17 protein-coding genes are annotated in these 17,413 nt (G+C 59.7%); 4 read left to right on the top strand and 13 right to left on the bottom strand.

The window, feature by feature from the left end; all coding sequences use genetic code 11:
* Window positions 1–61: 61 nt before the first annotated feature.
* Window positions 62–511, bottom strand: a complete 450-nt coding sequence (locus CJ178_RS24720) for a MarR family winged helix-turn-helix transcriptional regulator (RefSeq protein ID WP_143547538.1) — start codon at window positions 509–511, stop codon at window positions 62–64.
* A 109-nt stretch (window positions 512–620) separates the two neighbouring features.
* On the opposite strand from CJ178_RS24720, the gene CJ178_RS24715 reads away from it, so the two are divergent.
* The 3 genes from CJ178_RS24715 to CJ178_RS24705 all read left to right on the top strand — a co-directional run bounded on the left by CJ178_RS24715 (window position 621) and on the right by CJ178_RS24705 (window position 3,653).
* Window positions 621–2,216 (top strand): MFS transporter, encoded by a 1,596-nt coding sequence (locus CJ178_RS24715; protein ID WP_095888237.1) that lies wholly within the window; start codon window positions 621–623, stop codon window positions 2,214–2,216.
* Between the two features lie 37 nt (window positions 2,217–2,253).
* Entirely contained in the window at window positions 2,254–2,643 is a 390-nt protein-coding gene (locus CJ178_RS24710) for an RNA-binding S4 domain-containing protein (protein WP_095888236.1), read from the top strand.
* A gap of 113 nt (window positions 2,644–2,756) precedes the next feature.
* The gene (locus tag CJ178_RS24705; RefSeq protein ID WP_033232645.1) at window positions 2,757–3,653 is read left to right on the top strand and encodes an oxygenase MpaB family protein; all 897 of its coding nucleotides are present in this window, start codon (window positions 2,757–2,759) and stop codon (window positions 3,651–3,653) included.
* Here CJ178_RS24705 and CJ178_RS24700 read toward each other — a convergent pair.
* Complete coding sequence (locus tag CJ178_RS24700) at window positions 3,632–4,249, bottom strand: GyrI-like domain-containing protein (RefSeq protein ID WP_095888235.1); 618 nt, start codon at window positions 4,247–4,249, stop codon at window positions 3,632–3,634. The genes CJ178_RS24705 and CJ178_RS24700 overlap by 22 nt on opposite strands.
* Before the next feature lie 123 nt (window positions 4,250–4,372).
* Here CJ178_RS24700 and CJ178_RS24695 point away from each other — a divergent pair, with 123 nt between their 5' ends.
* Window positions 4,373–5,557: a metallophosphoesterase gene (locus CJ178_RS24695; protein WP_095888234.1), complete on the top strand. Its 1,185-nt coding sequence runs from the start codon at window positions 4,373–4,375 to the stop codon at window positions 5,555–5,557.
* Between the two features lie 8 nt (window positions 5,558–5,565).
* Here CJ178_RS24695 and CJ178_RS24690 read toward each other — a convergent pair whose 3' ends face one another.
* The 11 genes from CJ178_RS24690 to CJ178_RS24640 form a co-directional block, all read right to left on the bottom strand.
* On the bottom strand, window positions 5,566–6,252 hold the full coding sequence (locus CJ178_RS24690; RefSeq protein ID WP_095888233.1) for a TetR/AcrR family transcriptional regulator: 687 nt from the start codon (window positions 6,250–6,252) through the stop codon (window positions 5,566–5,568).
* A gap of 47 nt (window positions 6,253–6,299) precedes the next feature.
* On the bottom strand, window positions 6,300–6,494 hold the full coding sequence (locus tag CJ178_RS24685; RefSeq protein WP_095888232.1) for a hypothetical protein: 195 nt from the start codon (window positions 6,492–6,494) through the stop codon (window positions 6,300–6,302).
* Between the two features lie 51 nt (window positions 6,495–6,545).
* A complete protein-coding gene (locus CJ178_RS24680) occupies window positions 6,546–7,463 on the bottom strand; it encodes a diacylglycerol kinase (protein WP_080711648.1) in 918 nt (305 codons plus the stop codon).
* Window positions 7,460–9,073, bottom strand: a complete 1,614-nt coding sequence (locus CJ178_RS24675; protein WP_373557490.1) for an FAD-binding oxidoreductase — start codon at window positions 9,071–9,073, stop codon at window positions 7,460–7,462. The genes CJ178_RS24680 and CJ178_RS24675 overlap by 4 nt, the downstream gene beginning before the upstream one ends.
* A gap of 49 nt (window positions 9,074–9,122) precedes the next feature.
* Window positions 9,123–9,662, bottom strand: a complete 540-nt coding sequence (locus CJ178_RS24670) for a DinB family protein (protein ID WP_045069662.1) — start codon at window positions 9,660–9,662, stop codon at window positions 9,123–9,125.
* Window positions 9,663–9,816: 154 nt separating this feature from the next.
* Window positions 9,817–11,745: a molecular chaperone HtpG gene (gene htpG, locus CJ178_RS24665; protein WP_033232382.1), complete on the bottom strand. Its 1,929-nt coding sequence runs from the start codon at window positions 11,743–11,745 to the stop codon at window positions 9,817–9,819.
* Between the two features lie 109 nt (window positions 11,746–11,854).
* Window positions 11,855–12,826, bottom strand: coding sequence for a lipoyl synthase (gene lipA / locus CJ178_RS24660; RefSeq protein WP_095888231.1), 972 nt, complete (start codon window positions 12,824–12,826; stop codon window positions 11,855–11,857).
* 31 nt (window positions 12,827–12,857) lie between these two features.
* Window positions 12,858–13,904 (bottom strand): phosphotransferase family protein, encoded by a 1,047-nt coding sequence (locus tag CJ178_RS33740; RefSeq protein ID WP_179300838.1) that lies wholly within the window; start codon window positions 13,902–13,904, stop codon window positions 12,858–12,860.
* 49 nt (window positions 13,905–13,953) lie between these two features.
* Window positions 13,954–15,165 (bottom strand): acyl-CoA dehydrogenase family protein, encoded by a 1,212-nt coding sequence (locus CJ178_RS24650; RefSeq protein WP_095888229.1) that lies wholly within the window; start codon window positions 15,163–15,165, stop codon window positions 13,954–13,956.
* A gap of 70 nt (window positions 15,166–15,235) precedes the next feature.
* Window positions 15,236–16,273 (bottom strand): phosphotransferase family protein, encoded by a 1,038-nt coding sequence (locus CJ178_RS24645; RefSeq protein WP_045068584.1) that lies wholly within the window; start codon window positions 16,271–16,273, stop codon window positions 15,236–15,238.
* A 25-nt stretch (window positions 16,274–16,298) separates the two neighbouring features.
* Window positions 16,299–17,396, bottom strand: a complete 1,098-nt coding sequence (locus CJ178_RS24640) for an alcohol dehydrogenase catalytic domain-containing protein (RefSeq protein ID WP_095888228.1) — start codon at window positions 17,394–17,396, stop codon at window positions 16,299–16,301.
* Window positions 17,397–17,413 lie beyond the last annotated feature (17 nt).

Here is a 17,413-nt window from a genome sequence, read left to right as displayed (position 1 = left end):
GCATTTGCATTCGGCCCCATACTTTTTCGAAAGTGTGGGGCCGAAAGTCTTTCTGTATCCTTCAGCTCTCGTAGGCAGACTTGTTGAATCTCTCCAACAATGTGACAAACGTCGATACATCCTCTGGGGACCAGTCGTCGATCGCGGCGGCGATCCGATCACGATTCACCCTGCTCGCCTCACCGAACTTTGCCGCAGCGTCCGGCGTCGGAGAGAACAGCGAGACCCGTCCGTCGTCCGGATCGGATTCGGACACCACGTAGCCCTGCTTGGTAAGAGCAGTCAGATTTCGACTCACGACACTTCGATCCAAACCTGTAACCGCGATGACGGCCGCGGGAGACACCGGAAACATGTCGACGACGCGCGTCATGATGACAAAAGCAGCGGGAGTCATCTCCGGTACAGCCGCACCCGCGTCGGCGATCAGCGTCTTCCGGGAACCTTGCACCAGTCGCCGGATCGCCCATTGAATCGCGTGAATATCAGCTTCAGGTTTTGTCGACCTCACCTGGTCAGCATAGGACCTTCAACGTCACCCGTTCCGCAATATAGTTGCTGAAATCAACTAAATGTGATTGACTTCGGTCACATACTTTGACGGCTAGGCGAGGAACCCCATGACGGAATCGACCGGCGAAAGCGGACCAGCGCCGACAATGTCTCGACGCCAAGTGAACGAAGCATTCGGCGGAATCCTCATCGGAATGCTTGTCGCCGTGTTGTCGACGTCGGTGATCAACACGTCCCTCCCGCGCATCGTCACCGATCTCCATGGCGATCAGACGACCCTTACCTGGGTCGTCACCGGATCACTGCTCGCAGTCACCGTCTGCACACCGATCTGGGGCAAGCTGGCCGACCTCTTCAGCCGTCGACTTCTACTGCACATCGCGCTCCTGATCTTCATGATCGGCTCACTTGCGGCCGGTTTCGCGAGTGAACCCACACTGATGATCGCAGCGCGGCTGGTTCAGGGAATCGGAACCGGCGGGCTCATCACCCTCTCTCAGATCGCCATCTCGGACATCATCAGCCCTCGCGAACGCGGCAAGTACATGGGCGTCCTCGGGGCTGTCGTCGTGGCAGGCACCGCCGGCGGACCTCTCGTGGGCGGCCTCGTCACCGACACCATCGGCTGGCGTTGGAACTTCTACATCGTCATTCCCTTTGCGGTAGTCGCGATGATCGTCATCCAGTTGAAGCTCATCCTGCCGAGACGAAAGGGCACCGGACGGATCGACTACATCGGATCGGTCCTTCTCACTGCCGCGATCTCGACACTCCTCATCTGGCTCTCGCTCGGCGGCAAGGTATTCGAGTGGAACTCCGCAGTGTCCTGGTGCATGGGCATCGGCACCGCGGTGCTGATCGCCGTGACGCTGGTTGTCGAGAGCAAGGTGAAGTACCCCGTACTCCCCCTGCATATGTTCCGCGGAAAAACCTTCACGCTGTCGATCGTTGCCAGCGTGTGCGTCGGGATAGTCCTTTACAGCGTCGCCATCTTCATCAGCCAGTACATGCAACTCAGCCGAGGCGCATCGGCCACCGGAGCGGGCCTGATCACGCTCCCCCAAGTCGCCGGAAACCTCATCGCATCCACTGTCGTGGGTGGGCTCATCTCGCGCACCGGGCACTGGAAACCATGGCTGATCACGGGAGCATCTCTACTTACCGTGGCCAGCATCCTGCTCTCGACCTTGCGAGTCGACACCAATATCGTCGTGCTCTTTCTTGCTTTACCGCTCGTCGGTCTCGCCCTCGGCATGCTGCTGCAGAACCTTGTCCTTGTTGTACAAAATGCCACGGACGTGCGCGAGATCGGCGCGGCCAGCTCGGCCGCCGCATTCTTCCGCAGCTTGGGCGGCGTCCTTGGCGTGACGATGCTCGGAGCAGCCCTCTCTGCGCGAGTCGATACCGAAATCGAGAACGGGCTACAAGAATCCGGTATCGCGAGATCGGCAAGCGGACTGACGGAGGGGGCACTCCCGAACATCGACACGTTGTCAGATCCGGTACGCGACATCGTCGAATCGGCATACGGGCAGGGAGTCGGGGAGGTATTCCTCATTTCGATTCCGTTCGCCGTCATTGCCCTGATCTGCGTCATCTTCCTCCCGAATGCCGTTCTCGGCACCAAGACCGGTATCGAGCAACTAGCGGACATCGAGCAAGACGAGCCGGCGGACGCCTCCACTACCCTCAAGGTTCCGTAGTCGCATCACCACTCACACGGCCGGTATCGTCGTGACCATGGGCCAACTACCTCCCGACGCGATCAGTGTCCGCGTGGACAGTTGGACGTGGGCTGTCCGCCTCTTCAAGACCCGGTCCCAGGCTGCGGCGTCGTGCCGATCCGGCCATGTGCGGGTGAACGGTACTTCGGCAAAGGCTGCTCAGCAGGTGAAGGTCGGCGACGAGGTTCGAGTACGCGTTTCGGGCGTCGAACGCATCGTTGTCGTGGTCAAGCCCATCACCAAACGGGTTGGCGCAGTGCTGGTCGACGATTGCTTGAAGGACATTTCACCGCCGCCCCCGCCCCCGGAATTGCTGGCGTCGATACCGATGCGCGATCGCGGAGCGGGCCGCCCCACCAAACGTGAACGACGCGATCTCGAGAAACTACGGGGCATCGATCTCTGAACTTCGATGGCGTCAATCTCCGCATAACCATTGACATTTCTGCCCGGTGACGCGAAAGTCGAAACATGACAACATGCGTTGTCATGTCCGCGCGAGAGACAGAGGTCACCGCAATGACCAACGATGCAGATACGGTTTCCGAGAAGTCGGTCAGCAATCCCGAGCCGCGAACACTTCGAGCTGCTCCCATCGGACCCGGCTCCCTGACGTGGTTGCACTTCGGCGACATTCGCGGCTTGCTGTACCTCGCACGCGCTGGAACCCTTCAGAATATGCATCCAGCGGTCAGCGGTGCGCTGCAAGATCATTCGAACTTCTTCACCGATCCTCTCGATCGGCTGTTCCGCTCGCTTCCCCCCATTTACGGCGTTGTGTACGACCGGAACGATCACGGCACCGGAACGCTCGTCCGTAACTTTCACACCGAACTCAAGGGAACCGACGAAACCGGCCGGCGGTATCACGCACTGGCTCCGGACACTTTCTGGTGGACCCACGTTACGTTCTTCGAGGTAATCCTCGATTTCAACGAGCGGTTTGCGTACAAGAAATTCACCGAAGAACAGAAGGATCAACTCGTCCGCGAAGCCGTAACGTGGTGGCGCTGTTACGGTCTCACTGATCGGCCGGCTTTCGACAACTACGCGAGCTTTCACGCATACTGGGAAGACATGCTCGACAATCAATTGATCAATACCCACACCACCAAGTGGTCGACACGCGTCGCCGAACACCGAATCGCCCCACCACCCAAGGTGCCACGTTGGGCGTGGACGCTCATCTCGCGCCCGACGGTTGCTGCCTCGAACTGGATCTGCAAGGCACTGATGCCCGACAAGGCACGTCAGACCCTCGAATGGGAATGGACTGCGCGAGATGAGCGCATATACGTCTGGTTCGCGCGCTTTCTGACGTTGTCGGATCGTTTCTGGCATCTTCTGCCACTTCGCGCACGATATGCACCACGCGCGTATGCCGGGATCCGCAATCACGGCCTCGAAACAGGCTGACGCAGAACCGTCTTGAGCTTCTCGGGCTGCGTCCGGCGTGCATCACTGAGGTAGATCTCGTGATGATCACCGTTGAAACTCAGATTGTTCGCCGGAATGAAGGTGTGGTGCAGGCGATCCAAGGTCGGAGCTTCGTCGTCGTACGACCCGATGTGGAGGATCTGCACAGACAGGCCCTCCTCCAGTTCGAGGAACCGCACCTTGTCGAGAGCTGCAAGGCTCTTCTTTGCACCGACTGCGGTAATCGAGGCAGTGAGTTCGGCTGACGTGATCCACTCCGGTTGCGAGATCATCATCGTCCAGTCCCACGACGCTTTGTCGCGCGTTACGAACGCCTCGGGGTCGTCGGCCCGCCACAATCCTTCGAGCGGTCCCACCACATAGTCCCGGTCCAGTTCCTTCTTGCTCGCAAATTTGGTGGCATAGGACACTGCATAGAGCGCTTCGAGCGCCTCGGAGTACTCGGTGGCGGTATTGGGATCACCGTGGCCATCGACGGCAAAGTAACTGAAACGCGGCACGGTCACCAGCGAAAAATCGCGCCGACTCGGTGCATACAGTTCCTTGTATGCCTTTTTGACGTCGAACTTTTCCATGTGCCACCCACCTGGTCTCGGGTCGAGTTCCAACGCCTCGCAACCTATCCGAAGGTACCGACGTCCAAATAGCGGACCGCCGTCCCCTTGTTAATAGACCACTGGACCTTTACTCTGGACGGGGTGACTACACCACCGGCGACCGAAGTTGCCCACGTCCAGCGCCGCAAGCCACTGAGGATCGTCGCCATCAGCGCGATCGTCGCCTCGATCTTGGCATTGCTGTTCGCCTATCCCTGGTGGAGCTTGGTCATTCGACCGGACTGGCCGGGCGCCGTGACGATTATCGGCACCGTCGTGTTTGCTGCCCTCCTGATCGCCCTGCCCGCCAGCATGGTGCTGAGCAACGGACACACCGATCGTGATCGACTTCGACTGGTCGGCGATGCGCTCCTCGGAATCATCTGGGTCGTGTTCGTCTGGACATTGCTCGGCGAGGTCTTGCGGCTCGGCCTACTCGTCGGCGGGGTGGAGAACCCACTTCGCGCACGCGTTGTTGCCGTTGCGGCACTGATCATCTCGGCAGCTCTACTGATCTGGGGTTATCGCGAAGCGATGCGATTGCCACGGATCAAGCACGTGGACGTCACGATTCCGCGCCTCGGCGCCGGCATGGACAAGCTTCGTGTCGTCGCAATCACCGACACCCATTTCGGTCCGATCAACCGGGCGAAGTGGTCGTCTCGGGTTGTTGCCGCCGTCAACGAACTCGACGCGGACATCGTGGCCCATGTCGGAGACATCGCCGACGGAACAGTCGAGCAGCGACGCAACCAAACGTCTCCGCTCAGTTCGGTGGACGCCAGGCTTGCCCGCGTCTACGTGACCGGCAATCACGAGTACTTCCATGAAGCACAGGAGTGGCTCGACTATATGACGTCGATCGGCTGGGACTCGCTCCACAACCGCCACATCGTTGTCACCAAGGGCGACGACAGTCTGGTGATCGCCGGCGTCGACGACGCCACCGCATTGGGGTCACGGCTGGAAGGACACGGTGCGAACTTCGAGGATGCATTGACAGGAGCCGATCCTGAACTGCCAATCCTGATGCTCGCCCATCAACCGAAGCAGGTTCCCCAATCCGCTTCTGCCGGAGTTGATCTACAGCTGGCCGGACACACCCATGGCGGTCAGATCTGGCCCTTCAACTTCCTGGTCAAACTCGATCAACCGTCAGTGTCGGGTCTCAGCCGTCACGGCGAACGCACCCAGCTGTACACGAGCCGTGGCACAGGATTCTGGGGCCCACCGTTCCGAGTCTTCGCGCCGAGCGAGATCACCGTACTGACCTTGCACAGCTCCTGAGATGTCAGTCAGCTCGTTCGGGTTGCCGCCCGTGCAGACAACCCGACGAGTTGATTGACCAGACCTTCCCGGAGCCCCGTGGCAAACATTTCCGCGGCGGGTGGTGCGTGCATCTCACCCAGAACAACAGCCATAGACTTTGCCGGTTCAGCGTATGGCCACATTCCTGCGACGATCACCAGAGTTGCCTTGGCAAAATGTGCCGCGTCCTTATCTGCAAGATCAGGCAATTGCGAATGCACAAGTGATGCAAGCCGAGTCGTGTTGACCGCTGCACGTTTCTTGAAGTCGCGGGCGAAGTCCTCCGAAATGTTCCTCTCGAGAACACTCCCCATCACGCTCAGCAGTTCGCACAGCAAACGCTGAGGGACAAGCGATTCCGCGATGGTCGACGCCAGATGGATCTCGGCGGCAAACGGCGAGCTGTCGTCGGTCGGGATCACCGAGGCTTCCAAACCGTCGAGCCACGCCACCCAGTTCTCGTCCAGGACTTCCAGGAAGATGGCCTCACGACTGTCGAAGTACCGCAGCACATTCGACTTTGCCAGTCCGACGGTTTCACTGAGTTCACGCAAACTGATGTCTGCAACGGACCTGGATCCGAGTAGAGCGCGGGCGGTGTCGAGAATGGCGCATCGCCGAGCCTCGATCTGCTCCGGTTTGCGCGCGCGCTGAAATCCGTGAGTCGCCACCATCCGGCCAGAATATCAGACCACCAGTCTATTGTTATCTGCCCAGCGAATCAGTTCTCCGACGGAGAGCGCCGCGGCAGAGCACTCCTCGACGCCAATTCGCGGCGCAGTGCATCAGTGTCGACGGACGTGAGATCAACGCCGTGCGCCCGCGTAGCCAATGATCGAACCTCCTCGGCCAGATCCGCCACCTGTTCCGACGTCCACGCAGTGCGGCGGTTCACCGACTTCGACGATTCGTTCATCGGGGAAGTCTGACACCACCGCCTGCGCCGGGACGGCAAAACCCCTTCCGGTTACACAGGTTCAGCGCTCAGAATCCTCAGAGCCTCCGGCACTGCTTCGATCGTGATCGGTAGCGGCCCCACTCGGTCACCGTCGGCGTAAGCGATGATGCCCTCGGAGATGAGCCGGACCTTCTTGGATCGGTACGTCGATACCGCGTCCAGATGGATGTGTGTTCCCTTGTAGACCCGGGGAAAGAGGCGCACCAGACGCAGCCGTGAACCATGCCCGACAACAGTCAGATCCAGCAAACCGTCGGTCTTGGACGCACCAGGCGTAATGAGCATGCCGCCGCCGTAGGATCGCCCGTTACCGACTGCCACGAGCGTCGCGTCCATGGTGATCACCTCGTCGTCGAGTTCGATCCGGTACGGCAGCGGCCGCATCTTCGCCAGTTCGGCAAGCATCGCCAGGTTGTAGCGCATTCGCCCCTTGGGCCAGGTCATCTTGTTCGCGCGCTCGCTGACCAACGAGTCGAAGCCACTGGCGATGATCGTGCCTGACCACACAACGGACCCGTCGGCCAGCGTGATCTTCGCGAGGTCTGACTGCTGCACGATCCCGTTGGCAATCACGTCAGCGGCAGCTTCGGGATCACCTGTGGGAATACCGAATTCGCGGGCGTGATCATTTCCCGTGCCCGCCGGAATGAGTCCGATCGGCGTGTCGGTCAGCGCCGCCGCTTGCAGCCCGATGCTGATGGCACCGTCTCCACCGACCACCACGAGAGCGTCGGTACCGTCTTCGATCGCCCGACGCGCCAATTTCTTGGCGTCGTCAGCATCAGTGCCGATGATCTCGGTGACGGCAACTCCACGTTCACGCAGTCGCGCAACACCTTTGCGGCCGGCTGTGGGCGCATGCCCATGTCCCGCCATCGGATTGATCAGGACGGTTACCTTCTCGATCTGACTGCGGGTTTGGCTCAAGGAATCAGCTTTCCAGGATTGAGGATGCCGGCGGGGTCCACTGCATTCTTTACTGCGCGAAGAATATTCGCGCCCAATTCACCGATTTCGTCCTTCATCCACGGCCGATGGTCCGCACCGACAGCGTGATGATGAGTAATCGTGCCACCGGCAGCGATGATGGCGTCGCCGGCTGCTGTCTTGGCCTTATGCCACTGAGCAATCGGATCTTCGGTCTGAGCGCACACCACGGTGAAGTACAGGGATGCACCGGTCTTGTACGTGTGCGAAATATGGCACATCACAAGCGGCTGGGTGCCCTGCTCGACCAATGCCTTGGTCAATGCCTCTGTGACCGACGAGCGCAGGTTCGCGAGATTGCCCCACGTCGTTGCCGTCTCGAGGGTTTCGCACAGTGCGCCGACGTCGAGCAGTGCGTCACGCAGATACGGTGCATCGAACCGTCCGTGTTCCCAACTGTTTCCAGGCTCAGCGCCGAGAGACGTTCCGCCGTGCGCGGTGAGAATTGCGCGGGCTTCTGCCATTCGCTCTGCGGTATGCGAGGCCGTGCCTTCATAGGTGGTGATGCCGAGGCAGCCACCCGTGAAGGCATTTTCGCCGATCTTGTCGGTGGTCGCCAGGTTCACGCCGCTCTCGGCTTCGTCCGACAACCGCAGCACTGTCGGTGCTGACCCTTCCTGGACAAGCTCGCGCAATGCTGCTGCGCCGGTAGCGAAGTCGGGAAAACTCCATCCCTCCCGAACCGTCGTCTCCGGAAGTCGGTGAACCCGCACTCGCACATGCGTAATGACGCCGAAAGTACCCTCGGAGCCGACAAACAGTTCCCCGAGATCAGGACCCGCGGCCGATGCCGGCGCTCTACCGGTCTCGAGCACACCGGTCGGGGTGACCACAGTGAGACCCTGGACCATATCCTCGAAACGTCCGTACCCTGCCGACGCCTGCCCCGAGGAACGCGTCGCCGCGAAACCACCGAGCGTGGCAAAGAGGAAACTTTGCGGGAAGTGTCCGACGGAGAAGCCGTGCTCGTGCAGTAATTCCTCGGCGCGTGGTCCCGTTGTTCCGCCGCCGAACGTGGCGATGCCGGATTCCTCGTCCAGTGAGACAAGCTGATCGAACCGTCGAAGATCAAGAGAAAGTACCGCGTCGAACCCGTCCCGGATGGGATCCAATCCGCCGACGACGCTGGTACCGCCGCCGAACGGCACTACGGCAATCTTGTTGGCCCCGCAGTACCGCAGAACCTGCTCCACCTCGGCGTCCGTGCCGGGTGTGACTACTGCATCCGGCGCGTCCTGGGGCTCGGTGCTTCGGCGGCGCAACAAGTCCGGGGTGCTCTTGCCACCGGCTCGAAGAATCCGATCCGAATCCTCGGTAGTTATGTACTCCGCGCCGACCACGTCAGCCAGCGCGTCGACGTGCGCCTGAGACAGAGCGGACGGCGTCACTCGCACGTCCCCAATGGCCAGTCGGGATTGCTTCGGGGCCGATACACCAAGAAATCCGGTCAGCAAAGCTACGACCGCGTCCGACAGCTCACGCTTCTTTGCTGGATCGCCCCACGCGTCCCATTGCATCGGCGGTTGCAAGGCAGATTTCTCGGTACTCATGCCTACCAGTGTTACACATCAGTGTGATGTGTAAACATAGGTGGGTCGATCATCCCATTGTCTTGGAACCGTCGATCGCTTCGCGAAGTATGTCCGCATGGCCTGCATGCTGGGCAGTCTCGGCAATGATGTGGAGCAGCGTACGCCGGGCCGACCAGCGCGCACCAGGCTCGAACCACGGCGCAGACGGCAGCGGATGCGAGATGTCGAGACTGTCCAAGGATGCCACCAACTCATCCGTCCTCGCTGCGATCTGCTCATATTCGGCCACAATGCCGGCCAAGGTCTCGTCTCCCACCATGGCAAACTCGTCCACGCGCGCCTGAAGCATCTCCGGCGTGAATTTCGCCGGATCAACATCCCCACCCATACCGGATGGGCCTTCCAGGATGAAATCCACACATCCCCGCTCGGTGTGGGCCACATGCTTGATCAATCCGCCGAGGCACAGTTCACTCACGGTGGGTCGCGACGCTGCCTGTTCGTCGGTCAAGCCCCGAACAGTGACAAGTAGAAACCCGCGATGCTCGCGCAAGGTCTGGATAAGATCCGCGCGCTCGCCGGTGAGGGTGCTGGTCGATGCGTTCATCGGTTCGTCCTTTGTTTGTGGGATCTTGCCTGTGAAACAACGGTAGAACCCATTGCGGACAGAAACGGTCCTCATTAGAACTTCTCCACAAAAAAACTCCCGGCATCCGCCGATGAAGGCGAATGCCGGGAGTTCAACCGAACGGGAACGAAGATCAGACGGTGCGAGCCAAACGGTCAGCCAGCAGGCGCGTGAAGTGCGCCGGATCGCTCAACTCGCCGCCCTCGGCGAGCAATGCCATCCCGTACAACAATTGCGCTGTCTCAGTAAGGTTTTCAGCAGAACCATCCGCCGCCTGCGCATCGCGCAGACCCGTTACGAGAGGATGCGACGGGTTGAGTTCGAGGATCCGCTTACTGTGCGGAACCGGCTGCCCCGACGCCCGGTACATCTTCTCGAGCGTCGGCGACATACTGAATGCGTCGCCGACGATGCAGGCAGCCGACGTGGTGAGTCGCGTCGAGAGTCGCGTCTCCTTGATGTCGTCTGACAAGGTTTCGGTCAGCCACGTCAGCAGCGCACCGAATTCCTTTTCCTTCTCTTCACGTTCAGCCTCGGCTGCCTTCTTCTCGTCCTCGGTGTCGAGGTCGACCTCCCCCTTGGCGATCGACTGGAAGGTCTTGCCGTCGAAGTCCGAAACGGCGTCGACCCACATCTCGTCGACCGGATCGGTGAGAACCAGAACCTCGAGGCCCTTGGCCTTGAAAGCCTCCATGTGCGGGGAGCTTTCGATGAGGTGGCGAGATTCGCCGGTCATGAAGTAGATCTGTTCCTGACCGTCCTTCATGCGCTCGACGTACTCGGCGAGAGTGGTCACGCCGTCTTCACTGTTGGTCGATGCGAAGGATGAGATGTCGAGCAACGTCTTACGGTTGTCGGCATCGGCCATCAGGCCTTCTTTGAGTGCCCGTCCGAATTCGGTCCAGAAGGTCGAGTACTTTTCGGGCTCGTTTGCCTTCATGTCCTTGATCGTCGAGAGGACCTTCTTGGTCAGTCGACGACGGATCGCCGAAATCTGACGGTCCTGCTGCAGAATTTCTCGAGAGACGTTGAGCGAGAGATCTTGTGCGTCAACAACACCCTTGACGAAACGCAGGTAGTCGGGCACCAACTCTTCGCAGTCGTCCATGATGAAGACGCGCTTGACGTACAGATGGATGCCGGCCTTGCGCTCACGCATGAAGAGATCGAACGGCGCCGTCGACGGAATGAAGAGCAGCGCTTGGTATTCGAACGTACCTTCGGCCTTCATCGGGATGACCTCGAGCGGCTCGTCCCACGCATGGCTGACGTGCTTGTAGAACTCCTTGTACTCCTCCTCGGACACGTCGTCCTTGGCGCGAGTCCACAGAGCCTTCATCGAGTTGATGGTCTCGGTCTCGATGGTGACCTCGGACTCTTCACCCTCGGCCGGCGTCGACGTGCGAGCGACATCCATACGAATGGGCCACGCGATGAAGTCGGAGTACTTCTTGACCAGTTCCTTGATCTTCCATTCCGACGTGTAGTCGTGCAGGCCGTTCTCGGAATCCTCCGGCATCAGGTGCAGTGTCACGGAACTGCCCTGCGGCGCCTCGTTCACATGCTCGAGCGTGTACGTGCCTTCGCCGGTCGACTCCCAGCGCGTCGCGTGGTCTTCACCGGCGCGGCGGGTCAGCAGCGTCACCTTGTCCGCGACCATGAACGTGGAGTAGAAACCGATACCGAACTGGCCGATCAGTTCCTCGGAAGCTGCGGCATCCTTTGCTTCCTTGAGCTTGCGACGGACCTCGGCGGTGCCGGACTTCGCGAGCGTGCCGATCAGGTCGACAACCTCGTCACGCGACATACCAATGCCGTTGTCGCGGATCGTGAGCGTGCGTGCGTCCTTGTCGATATCGATCTCGATGTGGAGATCGGAGACATCGACGTTGAGGTCTTTGTCCTGGTATGCCTCGAGACGGAGTTTGTCCAGCGCGTCCGAAGCGTTGGAGATCAACTCACGAAGGAAACTGTCCTTGTTCGAATAGATTGAATGAACCATCAAATCCAGCAGCTGACGTGTTTCTGCTTGGAACTCGAGCTGCTCGGTATGCGCGGTCACTTCGATCCCCTTCTCTTCTCGTTACTGGTCACAGGGATTTTACTTGACCTCGAATGCCCGGGATCAGGCCATGCGAATCACTAGGTGTACCTCTGCAAACAATCTGCGATCAATAACCACGCACAGCAGACACTTCGGGGAGTTCGCGGCCGTGATGGGCCATGGCCTGCGCGTACAGGCGTCCGGCGCGGTACGACGACCGGACGAGCGGTCCGGCCATGACGCCGGCGAAGCCCATTTCTTCTGCAGCCTTGGAGTGCTCGACGAACTCTTCGGGCTTGACCCATCGCTCGACGGGGTGGTGCCGCGGTGAGGGACGCAGGTATTGGGTGATGGTGAGGATGTCGCAACCGGCGGCGTGCAGATCGGCCATCGCTTCGGTGACCTCTTCGGGGGTTTCGCCCATGCCGAGGATGAGGTTGGACTTGGTGACCAGTCCGTATTCGCGGGCGGCGGTGATGACGTCGAGGCTGCGCTGGTACCGGAAGGCCGGGCGGATCCGCTTGAAGATGCGGGGGACGGTCTCGAGGTTGTGCGCGAGTACCTCGGGGCGGGAGGCGAAGACCTCGTCGAGCAGTTCGGGTTTGCCGTTGAAGTCCGGCACCAGGTTCTCGACGCCGGTGCCTGGGTTGAGTTCGTGGATCTTGCGGACGGTTTCGGCGTAGAGCCAGGCGCCGCCGTCGGGGAGGTCGTCGCGGGCGACGCCGGTGATCGTGGAGTATCGAAGTCCCATGGCCTGAACACTTTCGGCGACGCGACGGGGCTCGTCGCGGTCGAGGGCGTCGGGCTTGCCGGTGTCGATCTGGCAGAAGTCGCAGCGGCGGGTGCACTGCTCGCCGCCGATGAGGAAGGTGGCTTCGCGGTCTTCCCAGCATTCGTAGATGTTGGGGCAGCCTGCTTCTTCGCAGACGGTGTGCAAACCTTCGCGCTTGACCAGGCCCTTGAGCTCCGAGTACTCGGGGCCCATTTTTGCTCGGGTCTTGATCCAGTTGGGTTTGCGTTCGATGGGTGTCTCCGCGTTTCGGATCTCGAGGCGGAGCAGCTTACGTCCCTCCCCGAGGGTTCGACCGTCGTGCGTCACGACTTTCCTCCAAACATTCGTTGGATCTGCGTCATCGCGAGAGTGCATAGGATGCGGCAAGATGACTGCCTTCCAAGGCTGCAATTGCGCGGGTGATCAATGGTTGCACCAAGGCTGATACATCATCGAATCTATTTGTGCTCGAGAGCCATTCGCTTCTCTGTTCGCACAGTTCGAGTACACGCGCCGCAACCTCGAGAAACCCCACGGAGTAGAACCATGGCAAAACGCGTGTATCGACGTCGAAGTTGACTGCCCGTCGATACCGAGACAGCAACCCTTCGAATGCAGGGTATCCGAAATGAACTGAGGGGCAACCCGATACAACACTGGGAATCCCTCTCAATCCCGCCCAGAAAACGTAGGCGATTCCGATATCCAATAGCGGGTCACCAAAACCGACTCGACGCCAATCTGTCACCGCACGCAATACTGGGGAGTCATCGAGGTCGAAAATCGTACGATCTAGACGATATTCTCCATGGAGCAAGCACGGCTTCCGTGGTGCCGGCACCGATCGCGCAAGAGAATCCAGGAGGGCATTCAACGCGGGTCTCACACTCAATTCGTACCGAGCGAGCCTCAATTCGATCTCGGACACATAGTTGCGCAGGTCCCGGCACGCCCAAAGGACAGAACTAACGCCGCCGATGCCGAACTCGAGCGAATGAATCCTGGCAAGCGTGTCGGCAAATGCGTTCGCTACCAGGATTCTCGCGCCGATCTCGACGTCTGCTAATTGAATATCAGTCCGCAGCGAGGCCCCCCGCACCCGTCGAGAGACGAGCAATCCGGAAGCTTCGTCCAAGTAGACAAGGAGAGGTACTGGAATGCTGCTCTGTTCGAGCGTGCGGAGCGCAGTGGCCTCTGCTCGAATTCCCTGTGTTCCAAAGCTGCGGTCACCGCTCGACGGACAGCGAAGGATCCAAGCTCCTTCATCGCTGGTCAAGGAATACGTCTGACCAGGGGGTGAGCTGGAAACCTCGTTTGCACTGAATCGTGCGTACTGATCCAACTCCCCGCAGTCGATCAGACGCAGTCGAACCTCACCGATATCGAATGGTAGTTGCCTTGCCACCAGTCATCCCCATTCGGCATCGATTCATTTCGTCGTAAAGCCCGCACCGCTATCGATGAAGGCGCAATTCTCGTGACGCGACAACCATGCGATGGACCTCGTCGGCGCCGTCGATGAAACGCATAGTCCGAGCCTGCGCCCACAACATCGCCAGCGGATAGTCCTGCGTCATTCCGCCGGCGCCATGCACTTGAATTGCCTTGTCGATCACCCAGCCCACAGCATCCGGGGCAGCCACCTTGATAGCCGAAATTTCCGTACGCGCCTCGCGCGCCCCAACTGTGTCGATCAACCAGGCAGTCCGCAGAACGAACAACCGCAACTGATCGATCTTTACCCGGGACTGCGCGATCCAATGCTGAATAATCCCCTGATCCGCTAACGACTTACCGAAAGCCTCACGCTCGTTCGCCCGACGACACATCAACTCGATCGCACGCTCCGCCATCCCGATCATGCGCATGCAGTGATGAATCCGCCCTGGACCGAGCCTGGCCTGCGCCAACGCCTGTCCCCGACCACGCTCGCCGAGCATATGGTCCTTGGGAACAAGTACATCCTCGAAATGCACCTCCGCGTGACCGCCATGGGCACCGTGAGTGAAACCGAACATCTTCAGCCCCCGGACAATACGTACGCCAGGAGTCTCACGCGGAATCAGAACCAAACTGTGGCGCGACCGCGGATCCGCATCAGGATCCGACACCCCCATCACGATCAACAACGCACAATCGCTGCTCATCGCGCCGGTCGACCACCACTTACGTCCATTGATCCTCCAACAATCACCCTCATCGGTGATTGAGCAAGTCAAGTTCGCGGGATCAGACGACGACACGTCCGGCTCCGTCATGCAATACGCCGACCTGATGTCACCGTTCAACAACGGATCGAGCCACCGATGTTTCTGCGCATCAGTCCCGAACAGCGTCAGCAACTCCATGTTCCCGGTATCGGGCGGGTTGCAGTTGAACGCTTCCGGCGCAACCTCAGGACTCCAACCCGTCACCTCGGCCAATGGTGCGTACTGCAGATTGGACAGTCCCGCACCGCGCGGATCGTGCGGAAGAAACAAATTCCACAACCCACTCGCCTTCGCATGCTTCTTCAGATCTGCCATCACCGCCGGACGCTCCCACTGCCGATCCCCTACTTCCGGGTTGTCGTGGAAGAAATGCTCTGCAGGAAAAACGAACTCGTCCATGAATGCCGACGCGCGTTCCTTCAAATCAATAGTCTTCGCGTCGAACTCGAAATCCATGTCACACACCTTTACCCTTCGCCGGCCGAGTACGACCGAGATCAGAAATTACTGTTTCACAAATTTTCGGCTACGCAAGTGCCGAAAGCCCGCGCTCTGCCAAAGGAACGACCATCGAGCCGATGTCCTCGAAACCGTCGCCGACTGTTTCCCCATTGACGAAGCGAAGATGGATGCCTTCCAGAATCACTGCCATCTTGTAGAATGCAAAGCCCGAATACCACTGCAGCGCATCGATATCGAACCCCGTGCTTAGGGAATATCTTTCGACAAGGTCGTCGAACGAGGGGAAACCCTCATGCGCAGAAGGCGTCCCGGCAATCGGATTATCGATACCCGCCCATCCCGACCAGAACAGATGGACTAAACCCAAGTCTGTCAACGGATCACCCAGTGTTGACATCTCCCAATCCAGCACTCCGACGATGTCCGACGGGGCACCTAACCGAACAATCATGTTGTCGAATCGAAAGTCGCCGTGAACGATCGAGGTTGCAGACTGCCCCGGAATCGACGACGCGACCCGCGCCCCTAGTTTTTCCAACATCGGAAGATCGCGGGACTTCGACGACGCCAACTGCTTGCTCCATCGCCTTACCTGGCGCTCGAGGTATCCCTCCGGCTTACCGAAACCAGACAAACCCAGGCTACGAAAGTCTTGCGTGTGCAGTGCAGCCAGGCAATCGACGTAGCGATGCGCCAACTCGGAGCGATTGCCCTCGTCCACGGAAGCGAAGTCGTCATCGGTTCGCAACACCTGACCTTCGATCTTGTCCATGACGTAGAAACTTCCACCCGATGTAGCGTCGAACTCCTCGGAGAACACGATCCGCGGAACTGGGACAGCACTTTCCGCGAGGGCTCGCTGAACGGTCACTTCCCGACCCATGTCGTGAGCAGTCTCCAGACGGTGACCGATCGGCGGACGACGCAGAATCCATCTTCTCGACTTACTCGCCAACTCGAACGTCAGGTTGGATCGACCGCCTGCCAGTAATCGCACAGTCAGTTCCTCGCCCGTACCCAACTCGCCCATCGCTATCAGCCTGGACCGAACCAAGTCGGCGTTGAACTGCTCACTCTCCGCTATTGATTCAACCTCATTCATGACAACGTCCTCATCCCATAGTCCGTTACTCGACGACACAACGCACCACACCCGCACCGGCGGGCAGGTCGGGCCGAACCAAAACCTTCACGTGCTCTATCTCGTCACCCGCGGCCGGGCGCAGCGCAGAGAACACCTCACTCACCGCATCCAGCCCGGCAAAGCCCGTGACCATCAATCCCGGATCGAAACGACGTTCCACGATATGTTCGAAAGTTCGGGAAAACGCTTGGTACGTAGGTTCTCCGCGCCCCGGACCACCCACGAATTCCAGACTCACATTCTTGAGAATCCCGATCACCGGTCGAATCGACTCGTGCTGCATTGCCGATCCGACAATCACAATGCGTGTGAACGGTGGAACGACAGACATCAAGGAACCCAGTAGATTCCGCGCTCCGGATGCTTCGAAGACAAATACTTCGGTATCTGCCGGAATCATTCCTGCAAGTGTGCTCAGGGGATCCGAGTGCCTCGGATCGACTGCCACATCGGCCCCGTACGCCAAAGCCACAGTTCGTCGAAGTTCCGAAGGGTCGGATACGACGATGGGGTGGATGCCGCGTTCTGCCAATTCGATGACTGCGCCGAGTCCCACAGGCCCGCAACCGGTCACCACCGCGGCGGCGCCGGCAACGATCCGTGAACGCAGCACGGCGTTGACACCAGTAGCGAGAGGTTCGGTCACTGCAGCGGTAACCGGATCCACGTCCGGAGGGATGTGCAGGTGCCCACCAGCCTGGATAACAACCCTTTCAGCCAGCCCTCCGGGCTTCGAATTGCAGTATCCGACTGTATGAGTCAATCCATCGTCGTCAACGACCCACGGCAGAACCACCAGACGGTCACCGACTGCGTAGTCGACCACTCCGGTTCCCACCTCGGTCACCGTTGCAGTGAACTCGTGTCCGAATACCAGATCGTGTGCCGGATCGAACAGCGCTCCCGGTACGTCCGCCTCACGATGCGCAGCGAGGAAATCATCGGTGTGCTGCCAGGCCGACAGGTCGCTGCCGCAGATCCCGGTGGCTATCGGCTCCACCAGAAGCTGATTCGGTCCCGGTGACGGCTCCGGAATGTCGGCAAGTATGACGTCTCCGCCTCGAAGCACTGCTGCCCTCATCTGATGTCCTCACGTCG

The organism is Rhodococcus sp. ACPA4 (assembly GCF_002300185.1).
GTDB classification, from domain to species: domain Bacteria; phylum Actinomycetota; class Actinomycetes; order Mycobacteriales; family Mycobacteriaceae; genus Rhodococcus_F; species Rhodococcus_F globerula.
The sequence above is the reverse complement of the archived record's forward strand: the minus strand, read 5'-3'. Positions and strand labels throughout refer to the sequence as shown.

Excerpts from the sequence above, each read along its gene's own strand:
- CJ178_RS24715 (WP_095888237.1), top strand. The coding sequence starts at position 621 with ATGACGGAATCGACCGGCGAAAGCGGACCAGCGCCGACAATGTCTCGA.
- CJ178_RS24710 (WP_095888236.1), top strand. The coding sequence starts at position 2,254 with ATGGGCCAACTACCTCCCGACGCGATCAGTGTCCGCGTGGACAGTTGG.
- CJ178_RS24705 (WP_033232645.1), top strand. The coding sequence starts at position 2,757 with ATGACCAACGATGCAGATACGGTTTCCGAGAAGTCGGTCAGCAATCCC.
- CJ178_RS24700 (WP_095888235.1), bottom strand. The coding sequence starts at position 4,249 with ATGGAAAAGTTCGACGTCAAAAAGGCATACAAGGAACTGTATGCACCG.
- CJ178_RS24690 (WP_095888233.1), bottom strand. The coding sequence starts at position 6,252 with ATGGTGGCGACTCACGGATTTCAGCGCGCGCGCAAACCGGAGCAGATC.
- CJ178_RS24685 (WP_095888232.1), bottom strand. The coding sequence starts at position 6,494 with ATGAACGAATCGTCGAAGTCGGTGAACCGCCGCACTGCGTGGACGTCG.
- CJ178_RS24675 (WP_373557490.1), bottom strand. The coding sequence starts at position 9,073 with ATGAGTACCGAGAAATCTGCCTTGCAACCGCCGATGCAATGGGACGCG.
- CJ178_RS24670 (WP_045069662.1), bottom strand. The coding sequence starts at position 9,662 with ATGAACGCATCGACCAGCACCCTCACCGGCGAGCGCGCGGATCTTATC.
- CJ178_RS24650 (WP_095888229.1), bottom strand. The coding sequence starts at position 15,165 with ATGGATTTCGAGTTCGACGCGAAGACTATTGATTTGAAGGAACGCGCG.
- CJ178_RS24645 (WP_045068584.1), bottom strand. The coding sequence starts at position 16,273 with ATGAATGAGGTTGAATCAATAGCGGAGAGTGAGCAGTTCAACGCCGAC.
- CJ178_RS24640 (WP_095888228.1), bottom strand. The coding sequence starts at position 17,396 with ATGAGGGCAGCAGTGCTTCGAGGCGGAGACGTCATACTTGCCGACATT.